Origin of the sequence: Lederbergia citrisecunda, assembly GCF_018343695.1 — a bacterium.
In the GTDB taxonomy this organism is placed as follows: domain Bacteria; phylum Bacillota; class Bacilli; order Bacillales; family Bacillaceae_C; genus Lederbergia; species Lederbergia citrisecunda.
In genome coordinates, this window is record NZ_JAGYPJ010000001.1 from 2,268,691 (window position 1) to 2,281,981 (window position 13,291).

Sequence of the window (13,291 nt, forward strand, 5' to 3'; positions counted from 1 at the left end):
TGAATGTATCCAGGCTATGTTATTAAAGATAATCATATTTTCATATACAAAAATTTAAGAGACTGCCTTCTTGGCAGTCTCTTCTTTTCTTATTATTATCCTTTCGCTCCTGAAATAACGATTCCTTGAATAAAGTACTTCTGTGCAAAGAAAAATAACGTTAATGGTGGCAATACAGCGACAAACGATGCTGCCATTAATAAGTTCCATGGAGTCGTTGCATAGGCTCCTCGGAAACTAGCAAGACCTAGCGATAGTGGATATTTCAATTGGGAGCTTAAATAAATAAGTGGGCCCATTAAGTCATTCCAACGATACATAAATTCCATAATGCCCGCAGTTGCAAGAGCCGGGATTGAGAGTGGTAAAATCATTCGGAAATAGATTGTAAAATATCCACCTCCATCTATTTTAACTGCTTCATCCAATTCCTTAGAAATTCCTAAATAAAATTGTCTTAATAGGAATATTAAAAACGCACTGGCACCAAAGGATGGAATAATTAATGGAAGGTAAGAATCTACCCAACCAAGTTTACTAAATATTAAGTATTGCGGGATCATCGTTACTTGCGAAGGAATCATCATTGTACTTAATATTAGCGCAAATAAAATTGTACTACCTCGTGCACGTAATCTAGCAAATGCAAAGGCCACCAATGATGAAGAAAATGCTGCTCCAAACATGGTTAACAATGTGTAAAACGAGGTATTCCATAAATACATTCCCATTGGATGAGTGGTAAATACTTCTTTAAAGTTTACCCATTCAAATGTTTTCGGTAATAAAGTTTGTTGATGCACTTGGCCTAATGTCTTTAGTGAAGTGGAAATCATCCAGAAAACAGGAAATCCAAATAAACATAAACCTAATAATAAGAGTATATAAACAAAAACTTTACCTGTTAAACTAATTTCTCCGTATTTAAAAGTCTTATTTTTACTTACTAACTGCATAAAGTTCGCCCCCCTATCTATTTTGACTCATATTCGTAATGAACTAGCTTTCTTGAAGCCCATAAAGATAGCATGGTGAAAGTGAAGATGATAATGAACAATATCCATGCTTGGGCGGACGCATATCCCATCCTAAATTGTCCGAAAGCAGTATCAAATAAATAGAGTACATAGAAATAAGACATCCAATCGGGGCCACCTCTAGTAATAATATAGGCTTGTGTAAATACTTGGAAAGATCCAATAATCCCCATAATTGTATTAAATAAAATAACTGGTGAAATAAGCGGAACTGTAATTTTGAAAAATTGTTTTACTTTATTGGCACCATCTATTGCAGCAGCCTCGTACAATTCTGCAGGTAATGATTGCAAGCTTGCAAGGAAAATAACCATTGTCCCGCCAACAGCTGTCAGCTGCATAAGTACCATCGAAGGAATTACCGTTTTAGTATCTGTAAACCAGCCAGGACCTTCAATTCCAAATAAATCACTCAATAATCCATTTACAATACCAAAATCTGGGTTCAATAACCAAGACCATAAAAACGCTACAGAAACACCGGAAATAATCGATGGAGCGTAAAACATCGTTCTAAAAAAGGCTTGTCCTTTTACTTTTTGATTAAGTAGTACCGCTAACGCAAGTCCGACTATTATACTGAAAGGCACAGCCAGCACTACATAATAGGCGGTTACAGTAAGTGATTTATAAAATAATTTATCATTAAATAAATTTGCAAAGTTTTCAAATCCAGTGAATTTCGGTGCGTCGATAACATTATAATTTGTAAAACTTAAGCCTAGTGAAGCGATAATTGGACCACCTGTGAAAAATAAAAAACCGATAATCCAAGGGGAAATAAATATCCAAAATGCCCTTTCTTCTTTTCTTGCCTCTGCGGATAGTTTATGTTTTTTTTGAACTGTTACATTTTCATTTGTAGAAATTCCAGCTTTTTGATCCATTTATAAAGTCCCTCCGTTTTTTCATAAAAGGGATGATCGTAGATTGGCTCCCTGCTAACATATAAAATTATGAGAATCAAAAACTAATACAATTCTATTGTTAGAAGGGGTGCCATAATCTAACGTGGCACCCTCTACTTGTATAATAGGTTGTTTATTATTTACCCAAATCCAGTGAACGGAGGTTCTTATCAATTTCTTTCAAGCCTTCGTCTACAGTCTTTTTACCTTCATAGACTGCTGTCATTGTTTGATCAATTGTCGTTCCAATGATAGAAAACTTAGTGATCAAGTGGTTGTCTGCTTCTTTACCATCAACAAATGCACCATCATTAACTTGTTTTACATCTTCAACTGACATACCAGTGATATCAGACATTTGTTGATACCAATCATCCATTAGAGATGAATCAGCTGGTGTAGCTGATGTTGCTTGCATAAACGATTTTGCAGCCCCATTTGGATCAGCAAGGAATTTTACAAATTCCCAAGCCTCATCTGGATGTTTACTTTTTGCACTAATATTCCATGGGTCTACGTATAATGTTGCTGTACGTCCATCAACATATGGAATTGGTGCAACTCCCCAATTGAATTCTGCTGGTTTATATGCCCAGAATCCCCAACCACCGTTAACAACCATAGCAACTTTTCCTGTCATAAACGGATCACCAAGTTGAGAAACAGCATCAAGTGCAGATGGTGTAGGTGAAACCTTATATTTATTAATTAAATCAACATAAAATTGAAGTGCTTGAGCATTTTTGGGATTATCAAGAATTGCTGGCTCTCCCATAACTCCTGTTGTATATGCATCAGGATTAAAGAATTCTCCGCCAAATGACCAAGCTTTACGACTAGGTGAGTTGTTATCTAAAAGACCGTAAATCTTGTCAGCACTTTTACCTGTATCCTTTGTTAATTTTTGCGCGTAATCAAGAGCCTTATCCCAGTTCCATGAAGTATCATTCCAGTCAGTCGGTGGATATTCTAATCCAGCCTCATCGAACAAATCTTTGTTATAGAACAAGTAGCTTCCGATACCTAACATTGGAATTCCATAAACTTTCCCATCAATTTTATAAATATCCATTAAGTGTTCTGGAATTCCACTAAGCTGTTGTGCATCATTTTCCACGTAAGAAGTTAGATCTAATAATGCATCCATACCACGATATGTCGCAAATCCTGAGTTAGCCCAGTTGGAGGACCATACATCTGGTACATTTCCACTTGAGATCATAGTCGTTAAACGCTGGTCAATCTCATCTTGTGGAATCGTTTCCAATTTTACTTTAATATCTGGGTGTTTTGCTTCAAAATCTGTGATTGTTTTCTTTTCCCACTCAATCATATTGGCATCCGTTCTTACAAGCCAAGTAATTTCTACTTTTTTGCCGCCTTTTCCGCCACCTTTGTCTCCTCCAGAGGTTTCAGATCCTCCACATCCAGTCAAAGCTGCAGAAATAACTAAAATAAAAATCATCATAAATACCTTGTAGATACTTGACACTTTCTTCAACCCAATTACCCCCTTTTTTAATGTTCCAATTGTTACAACATTAATATTTGCATACCATTTGATTTTGAGCAAAACCACCTCCCTTAATTTCTACTCCCATACTTTTTTCCTATCCCGTCTTTTTATAAGACAAAAAGAACCGGGAAGCGATTACATTTCTCAATCAAATAAACATTCAGTCTATTTTTCATAAATATTATCATATGTTTTCCCGAAATGGAAGAATATTTTTTTGTTGGAATAATTCTTTGGGGAAAATTCGCGAATTTTGTCACTTTTTCTCGTTTTTTATTAAAAAGCTTTTTGTTTAAATAGTTTTTGAGGGTAAAAGGAAATTATTTGGTAAGGCAACTGTACACAAAGGTAGGGTAAGTAAATAGTCCTTAAGGAGAAATATGAATTTGTTTATGGAATTATGCCATTTTCTGAATATCCAAAGCAATAGGCAAAAAGTCAGGAGAGGAAGTTATCTGATAGGTTATGATGAATTAAATAAATGGTCATTTGAGAAGAGAAAAAAATATATGTGATTAATTTTACAATTCAACTTGCAATGAACAAAAACAGGCAGTTTATTCAGCCGATGAACATATCACTAAAAGAGATAATCTGAGCTAAGTGCTAGTTAATGTAAACTTTTTTTGAAGAAGTAATGTTATTATGGTTGCTACTCGTTAAACACCTTGCAGTTAAAAAGAAATATTTACTATGTTAAATTTTCTCTTGTGTGTTGATTAGTGCGGAAATCAACACACTTATTTCACAGAGCTATTTATTTTGAAATACGATAAATACCAAAAGCAAATCCCCTAAATAAATTTCAAGTAAAAAGGAAGCAAAGTTTTGCTTCCTTTTGAAAATAATATGCTCTATGAAAATATTAAAATGTGCTTTAACTTTTAACTGCTCCTTCAGTGAATTTTGCAATATGCTTGCTAAACAAAAGAAAGGATGGACCTATGATAGAAATAAAATCACCCTTTTGAATATCGAGGGAAACACTCTGTCTCCACTCGTTCCCAATGAACTTCCAACTGATTTAAGAACCCCGCGCCAATGTAAGCAAATTGGCAACCCGCTTTGACAATTGTTCCAGTCATGGACACTTGGCGTTGCCTTTGCACGCGCGCTGGCTGGGCATCCTCCGATTTTACTAGCAGATGAACTAACTGGTAAATGAACTGATTACCTTAAATGAGAGTGGAACAATTTATTTCTAAGTTTATCGTTCCTTTTTTTAAAAAAACTGCCAGCATTATTTTTTACTGTTACTCTTCCAGACAGCGGATACTGTCAGTGTAAAGGAAGGAGATGTTGTTAAAGCAGGTACAAAACTTGTAACCTTTACAGATGGAAGTATCTTAAAAGCTCCAGTTGCTGGGACAATCACAGGCCTTTCTGTTGCAAGTGGTGATTCTGTGCAAATTAACAATAATTGCTGAAATAATAATCCGCTTTTTCAAATTTCTATCTCCTTTCCATCATTGATTTTGCCCTGATTGATCTTGACCAGGCTGGAATTGTCCCGGTTGGAATTCCCCATTACCCGGGAACATCTGACCTTCCCCTCTTGGTCTCATTCCTGAAAAGATGGGTCTTGTATTTTGTTTATAAGCTACATATCCTACCCCAATGGCTGCGAACGTACTTATCACCAAATTTACAATGAGTAAAATTTTTATTAGATTTTGTTTGGACTGTTCCATGTTTATTCCTCCTTATTAAATGTTGATAAGCCTATTATGAATTTCGTTCCTTAACTTTTCCTTAAAATTTCAACCCTATCTCTTACGAATGTTCTTTCGTCAAAAAAAAGACAAGAGCTGCATGAGAGCACTGAAAAAGTCCCTATAGTTTAAATAAACGAAGGCTTCCTCAATGAATTGAGGAAGCCTTCGCTTTTTTCATGTATTATAATTGTATTTAGTTTAGTAGTGTTTCGGATATTATCAAATAAACAACCACTTAATTCTGACCTATTCGTGTCAATCTATACTTCTATTCCGCAATAAACATGTCATCAAAATCAAATACTTGGTCTCCAATTTTTAATCATTTTCGATAACTTCACGTGGAAGCAGATATTTTTAAATTTAATAAATGCTTCTTTTAGAAACTAATTATTTATTTTTGAATTTTCTGATTTTTCGAGTTTTCTTCCGTTCCTCTTCTTCAGCAGATGGCGAGAGTGAAGAAGAAGGAAATAATGGAAATATCCTAGCTAGAATCGGGAACGAATGCCACTGATTGACCTATGATACAAATTTTGAGACACATATTTTTAAGGATAATTGGACCTAGGATAAACCTTGGAAGGCAACCGAAAGGATTAATAAAAACTTCAGTAATTTCTCTGATGGACTAATGAGGTTTTTTAAGCTTGCTATTGGTGAAAAAGAGTATCGGCCCGAGGAACAACATGAACTAACAGTTTAAGATATAACTATTTTAAAAGTACACTACAAACGATAGAAAAATTAGGAAATTTTTTTAAAAATGACTCTGAAAAAAAATACCTCCTGATTGTACAGGAGGTATTTTTATTATTTATTTCATTTTAGTTAGGTTTAGCCTCTAATTCAAAGATAAATATAAAGGATCATATTCAATAAGTGCTTTAAAGCATAAGTGTGTAACAATAACATTTTAAGTCACAATCAAATAAAAAACCACCAAATATGTATTTGGTGGAGACGGTGGGAATCGAACCCACGTCCAGAAACATCGCCACTTAAGCGTCTACGAGTGTAGTCAATATATTTTGTGGTTTCGCGTCTTCTTTCGCCTATCGACGGGCAGCTGAAGCGCTAGCCTGATTATTCTCTTCCATGCTCCCCAGGCGGAGGACTTCCGGCGTAGCCCACTTAGAGTGAGTCCCTTACCCTACCACATGGGCGATGGAGGGAGGAACCGCTTCGAACTGTTATTAAGCAGCTAAAGCGAAGTTGTTGTTTTCTTTGCCAGTTATTATTGGCTTTGACGTTTTTACGAGGACGATCCCCTCGACTCGCAACCCAAGCTCGAACTATCCCTGTCGAATCCGTAACGTCCCCATGATAAGAAGATGTTTTTCGGTTGCTTTTTAGGCATCCATATTCAAAACATCTGAGGTGTTACATTGATTATTATAACATTTGTTCGTAAAAATTCAAGGTCCACAGTTTCATATTACAATAAGTACCAAATAAACAATGACTATTTTTCCGTGCTTTCTTCCGCGTTTTGTTCTGTATTTTCAATCGGACCTTCAAGTTTCTGTACTAAAGATTTAATTTTCAAAAAAATCCGATAATATGCATTAAAAGATAAATAAGCTATGATTGAACCTATACAAAATGGAATTAATACAGGAATATATTTTATTAACAAAAATACTAACATTCCACTTAATAATCCTATACCAACAGTGTAATGAGGATTCCCAATCGTCAATAATATTGATTTTATTAGCGAGTCCTTTAATTTAACTTGAAAATGAACAGTATCTGAAAAGAAATGCACAGTAAAAGTTAATAGGAATATTGTAACGGCTACATAAAAATAAAACGAAATCGAGCCAATTTTTACACCTGAAGTTAAAAAATTGTAAAGCCACGCGGACCATATTGGAACAATAATGATGCCGCCAAGCAAGCTTTTTACATAGTTTTCTTTATAGTATTTCCAGTATGAACTTATGAGTGGCACAGAATTTTTTCCCAAGACCCAGTCTCTGACAACTCCAAACATTGCCGTTGTCGCGGGAAAAAAGAAAAATGGTGCTAAAACTGCTATTGTTATAACAATTAATTGAAGTTTATCGAATGTATCTGCATAGAGTAAAGTTAGTACAAAATAGACAATAGGCAAATTAAAAAGAAGCCACATAATATTCGTGACCGAAAATTTCATAATCCATTCAGAAAATACTAGAAGTACCCTAGAAAAGCCTGTGTATCCCATGATGTCCCCCTTGATAAAATATTTCTTTTTTAGAATAACATAAGGGCCTTACCTAGGCATCTATATAGAGTGTCAAATATATGACACTCTATATAAGTCCGGGGTGGCCCTTTTATTTGGCTTACTTTAATGCACAGCTATCAGTAAGCAAACTATGCGAGAAAGATCAGATATAGTAAATTAGATTTACTAATCAAACTTATCCTTCAAGTGCACTAATTGGCAAATTACTTTCCAGCCATTTTAGCTTTATTTTCTTGCCATTTTTTAGTTTTGAATTCTAATAATTTTTCATATCCTACAGATTGAGCGTCTTTGTCTGCTTGATCTAGGATTTTAATTACTTCTTCGTCGCTCTTAGCATGTATTGCTTTCGCACGAGCTTCATCATAAATATCGTTTACACGTTGTTCGATAATACCTTCTTCAGAATCTGGCATTGGAGAAAGATTGACGTATTCAGTTGTATTATACTGTGTTTTCCAAGTGATTTGAGATTGATACCTTGTAGCCCAGTTTTGTTGGTCTTCAGGTAAAGTCATTTCAAATGCAGATTTGGATTTGTCAATATATACAGTGTTTCCAGTCCATTGAAGTGGATCAGTAGTTTGCATTAATTTGTCGCGTTCAGTTACATCTGTAACAAATTTATCTGTGAATACAGGTGCCTCATCTATACCATCAATGGCATGAGTACCTTCCCAATACAATCCTTCTGGTCCCCAGAAAATATTACGTTGACCTTCTGGACTAGTGTACCAGTCAAGGAAAGCAAAGATGGCTTCAGGATTTTTTGCAGCTTTCGTAATAACACTTACGTTCCAGCCCAGCTGTGACCAGCTACCTGTCCAAATTTTGTTTTTGTCTAAGCCTTCTTTATGGAAAGGCCAAACCATTTTAAGGCCTGCATCTGGATCTTGATCTCTTAGTAGAGAGTCCGCTAAGTTAGAGTTAACTGTTGGACTGCTTCCTGCATAAACTGCAAATTTACCAGTCATAACTTTTTCTTTTACTTGATCCGAAGTTTGAGTTAAAACGTCTTGTGAAATAAGCCTTTCACGGAAGAGCTTGCTTACATATTGCATAGACTCTCTATATACAGGATCTGCAAAGATGGAAGTTAATTTATCGCCTTGTGGAACCGCGCGCATTCCTACAAATGCCGTTGTATGGTCTTCACCAAAAGCGGAATAAAGGATATCTAGTCCGTCTCCTTGGCCTGGCTCATACGGAACAATGTCAGGATACTTTTCTTTTACTTGTTTTAAGAAAGCATATAGATCATCTGTAGTTTCTAATTTTGGAGAACCAAGTTCTTTATAGTATTTTTCATTCACAACATAACCAGAGTTACCATTAGGTTGAGATGTGTACCAGTTAGGAAATTGGTAAATATGTCCATCATCAGCTCGAAGCATGTTAAGCGTAGATTCGCCTGCCCATTCCTTAAGGTTTGGATACTTTTCAATATATTCGTCAAGCGGAACTAGCATTCCAGCATCACGAAGCTTATCTACATCAGATCCACGGTCCATCCAGATAACGTCAGGAAGCTCATTAGCAACAATCATCGTATTGAACTTTTGAGCTGCGTTCCCACCTGAGCTAACGGACTTTACATTAACTTTTTTATTTTCTTTAATCCATTTCGAAGCAATATCTTCGCCCCATGTAGGCATTGTGTACCAGTCATAATGACCATACATTGTGTATTCTAGCTCGTCCTCACCAAGAACGAAGCCTTCGCTCTTACTACCGGAATCTTTTGATCCGCCGCTATTATTACCTTCGTTATCGCCTGCGCTATCTTTTGAACAGCCAGACAATACGCTGAAAGCCATAAGGAGAGCGACTAGAGATAAAGTCAGGAACTTTACCTTGTTTCTCATTCGTTTTACCCCCTAGATGTTCTTTAATATATTTAAAGCTTACGCCTTAAACCAATTTAGAAAAAATACATTTTACTACAACTATTCATTTTTGATAAAACGCTTACCTTTTAATTAAAAAAATAAATGGTTTTTCAACAAATCAAAAAGGTTTAAATGTAATCCTTTTCATTTAGTTGTTATGATAATTTTAAACTTGATGTAACAAATAGTCAATATAAAATTACGAAAATTGTAGAATATTGTAGAATGTAAAAGAACTTACTAGTTTTATTAGGTACAATAAAAACCACTACAGTAACATAGAGTGTCAAACTAATGACACTCTATGTCTGATGTGGCTTTTAAAACTATTAGTTACCAGCTATTTTCGCTTTGTTATCTTGCCATTTTTTAGTTTTGAATTCTAGCAATTTGTCATATCCAACTGCTAGAGCATCTTTTTCTGCTTGGTCAAGAATTTTTAGAACATCTGCTTCGCTCTTCGCATGAAGGGCTTTTGCTCTTGCTTCGTCATAGATTTCATTCACACGTTGTTCTGCCATACCTTCTTCTGTTTCAGGAAGTGGCGATAGATTTTGGAACTCTGTTGAATTCTTTTGAGTCTTCCAAGTGATACTCATTTGATATTTTGTATCCCAGTTTTGTTGTTCTTCTGGCAATGTCATTTCAAATGCTGTTTTGGATTTGTCGATATAAACCACGTTTCCAACCCATTGGAAGCTATTTGTTGTATTCATTAATTTAGATAGGTTTTCAACATCTGTTAAATATTTATCTGTGAATATTGGTGCTTCTGCAATGCCTTCAACAGCTTGTGTTCCTTCCCAATATAAACCTTCAGGTCCCCAGAAAATAGTACGCTGACCTTCTGGACCTACCATCCAATCAAGGAAAGCAAAGATGCCTTCTGGGTTTTTAGCCGCTTTTGTAATAACACTTACGTTCCAGCCAAGCTGACTCCATGTTCCAGGAGTGATTTTTTCTTTATCCAATCCTTCTTTATGAATTGGCCAAATCATTTTCATACCCGCATCTGGATCCTGTGCTCTTAATTCTGTATGGGCAAGGCTTCCATGCTCTGTAGGAGAGCTATCTGCGAATACCGCAAATCTACCAGAAACAATTTTTTCTTTCACTTGGTCTGCCGTTTGAGTCAATGTATCTTGTGAAATTAATCTTTCACTGTAAAGTTTATTCATATAAACCATTGCTTCTCTAAATACTGGATCTGTAAAGATAGAAGATAGTTTATCGCCATTTGGCACAAAATGACCATTCATAAACATGTTTGGATGTTCTTCTCCAAATGCTGAGTAAAGAATGTCAAGTCCGCCACCTTGTCCAGCTTCAAAAGGAACGACATCCGGATATTTTTCTTTCACTTGTTTCAAATAAGCATAAAGATCGTCAGTTGTTTCTAATTTTGGTGAGCCTAATTCTTTATAAATTTTTTCATTTACGACATAACCAGAGTTACCATTTGGTTGTGTTGTATACCAGTTAGGAATACTGTAAATATGTCCATCTTCAGCGCGAAGCATGTTAAGAGTAGACTCTCCAACCCATTCCTTGATGTTAGGATATTTTTCAATATACTCATCAAGTGGAACAAGCATATCTGCTTCACGAAGTCTATCCAAATCGGCATTACGATCTAACCACATAACGTCTGGAAGCTCGTTACCAACGATCATCGTATTGAATTTTTGTGCAGCGTTACCACCTGAGCTAATAGGTTTTACCGTTACTTTTTTGTTTTCTTTAATCCACTTTGTTGCTACGTCTTCGCCCCAAGGTGGCATTGTGTACCAGTCATAGTGACCGTACATTGTATACTCAAGCTCGTCTTCTCCTAGAACAAAGCCATCACTCTTATTTCCGTTGCCGGAATTGCCTTTATCATTGCCATTACTGTCGCCAGAGCTACCTTTTGAACAGCCGGACAATATACTGAAGACCATCAGCAGAGCAACTAGGGATAAAGTCAATAACTTCATCTTGTTTCTCATTTTATTTCCCCCTTAAATATCTCTTTACTATCTATTTAAAGCTTGCGCTTTAAACCAATTTCATTACCCTTTCAAAGAGCCGACCAATACCCCTTTAACGAAATACTTTTGAACGAATGGGTACACACAGATGATCGGAATGGTTGCAACCATCATCGTCGCCATCGAGAGAGATTTGGTTGAAACAGATTTTAGTTTCTGCATATGTGCTGCAGCCGTTGAATCTGCCTGTGCCATTTGCTCCGTCATGATGTTGGAGCTAAGAATTTGCTGTAACATTGTTTGGATTGGCAATAGTTTTTGTTCCGAAATATAGATGCTCGGAGAAAACCAATCATTCCAATGATAAACAGCTGTAAATAACGATAATGTTGCGATAACTGGACCCGATAGCGGAAGGATGATTCGGAAGAATGTTCCCCAATATCCACATCCATCAACTTTCGCGGATTCTTCCAGCCCTGCTGGCAAGCCTTGGAAGAAGGTACGGAAGATAATCATATTCCATACGCTGACTAAGCCTGGAATGACCATGACCCAAAATGTATTGAAAAGTCCCAATCCTCTGATCAATAAGAAGGTAGGGATTAAACCACCACTGAAGAACATCGTGACGACACAGAAAATCATATAGTAGTTTTTACCAATTAATTCTTTTCTCGACATCCCGTACGCAAAGATGGCGGTAAAGAGAACAGCTGATGCTGTACCGATCACCGTACGGAGAATGGAGATGAAGAATCCATTCAGGATACGAGAATCTTGGAAAACGATGTCATAGTTGTCCAAAGAAAATTCCCTTGGCCAAAAAGTGACTCCACCTTTCATCGTATCGATTCCGCTGTTAAACGAGATAACCAACGCATTCCAGAACGGATAAAAGGTAACAAACGCTAATATTGTAAGTATGATATAGATGGTAATCGACATGACTCGATCACCTGTTGTCATTTTTAACATGTGGAATCCTCCTTTGTAGTCTCATTTGAGTGCCTTTCTCTGTCTAGCTCCGGGCCTATCGACTAGCAAACTTCTTGTCCTTTTCCCTACGATAAGTCAACATCGACTCGTCCCTCGTCGTGTTTCCTTTATCTCAGTCACAGGCCCTGAAGTTTGTACGTCGATGGACAGGCGCCTACGCTTTTCTTTTTACCACAAGCTGCTTCCTGCTCTTCTTGACAAGAAGTTTGCCAATGTGAGCAAGGCTACACTGATGATGGCTTTAAACAAACCGACAGCGGTTGCATAGGAGAATAACGAGTGCTGAATCCCTCTTCGATACACGTAAGTATCCAAGACATCCGATACATCCCTTACAACAGGGTTAGAGCCTAAAAGGAGAATATCCTCAAAACCAGCGTTCAATAAGTTTCCAATTGCCAAAATCATGAAAATTAAGATAACTGGCAAGATGGAAGGAATGGTAATCAAATAAATTTGTTTGAATCTACTAGCACCGTCAAGAGCGGCTGCTTCATAAAGCTGTTGATCAACACCCGCAATAGCAGCTAAATAAACAATCGATCCAAACCCGATTTCTTTCCAAACATTCGTTGTCACTAAGATCGCCCAAAAATATTTCGGAACGCTTAGGAAGCTGATTGGTTCGTCAACCGCTCCGATTTTTTCCAAAGCGATATTTAAACTTCCATTATCTGTAGACAATAGTGACATGACAAATCCAGACACGATTACCCAAGACAAGAAGTGAGGTAGATAGCTCACGGTTTGTACAACTCGTTTAAAGAACATATGCCTTACTTCATTCAGCATTAAGGCCAAAATAATTGGTGCCGGAAATCCAATGAAGAATTTAAGAAAACTGATCACAAGCGTATTTCTCATAACTTGTGAAAATTCTGGTGCGGTAAAGAACATATTAAAATGTTTCCAACCCGCCCAAGGACTTTCCGCAATCCCCTTGAATATGTTGTAATCCTTAAACGCCATGATGATTCCGTACATCGGAATATAACTAAAGATAAAGACGAATATAATGGCA

9 protein-coding genes and 1 other RNA gene are annotated in these 13,291 nt (G+C 36.6%); all 10 read right to left on the reverse strand.

Annotated features, from left to right (window positions below):
• Window positions 1-95: 95 nt before the first annotated feature.
• Window positions 96-956 (reverse strand): carbohydrate ABC transporter permease, encoded by an 861-nt coding sequence (locus tag KHA93_RS11395; RefSeq protein ID WP_213110835.1) that lies wholly within the window; start codon window positions 954-956, stop codon window positions 96-98.
• A 17-nt stretch (window positions 957-973) separates the two neighbouring features.
• Complete coding sequence (locus tag KHA93_RS11400) at window positions 974-1,924, reverse strand: carbohydrate ABC transporter permease (protein ID WP_213110836.1); 951 nt, start codon at window positions 1,922-1,924, stop codon at window positions 974-976.
• 157 nt (window positions 1,925-2,081) lie between these two features.
• Window positions 2,082-3,518, reverse strand: a complete 1,437-nt coding sequence (locus KHA93_RS11405) for an ABC transporter substrate-binding protein (RefSeq protein WP_213110837.1) — start codon at window positions 3,516-3,518, stop codon at window positions 2,082-2,084.
• A gap of 1,409 nt (window positions 3,519-4,927) precedes the next feature.
• The gene (locus tag KHA93_RS11410) at window positions 4,928-5,152 is read right to left on the reverse strand and encodes a hypothetical protein (RefSeq protein WP_213110838.1); all 225 of its coding nucleotides are present in this window, start codon (window positions 5,150-5,152) and stop codon (window positions 4,928-4,930) included.
• Between the two features lie 979 nt (window positions 5,153-6,131).
• Window positions 6,132-6,499, reverse strand: a transfer-messenger RNA (tmRNA) gene (gene ssrA, locus KHA93_RS11415).
• A 142-nt stretch (window positions 6,500-6,641) separates the two neighbouring features.
• Entirely contained in the window at window positions 6,642-7,388 is a 747-nt protein-coding gene (locus KHA93_RS11420) for a YesL family protein (RefSeq protein WP_213110839.1), read from the reverse strand.
• A gap of 227 nt (window positions 7,389-7,615) precedes the next feature.
• Complete coding sequence (locus KHA93_RS11425) at window positions 7,616-9,277, reverse strand: extracellular solute-binding protein (protein ID WP_213110840.1); 1,662 nt, start codon at window positions 9,275-9,277, stop codon at window positions 7,616-7,618.
• Window positions 9,278-9,630: 353 nt separating this feature from the next.
• Window positions 9,631-11,289, reverse strand: coding sequence for an extracellular solute-binding protein (locus KHA93_RS11430; RefSeq protein WP_213110841.1), 1,659 nt, complete (start codon window positions 11,287-11,289; stop codon window positions 9,631-9,633).
• Between the two features lie 63 nt (window positions 11,290-11,352).
• Entirely contained in the window at window positions 11,353-12,249 is an 897-nt protein-coding gene (locus KHA93_RS11435; RefSeq protein ID WP_213110512.1) for a carbohydrate ABC transporter permease, read from the reverse strand.
• Window positions 12,250-12,438: 189 nt separating this feature from the next.
• A partial coding sequence (locus KHA93_RS11440; RefSeq protein ID WP_213110513.1) for an ABC transporter permease occupies window positions 12,439-13,291 on the reverse strand: 853 nt, incomplete at its 5' end.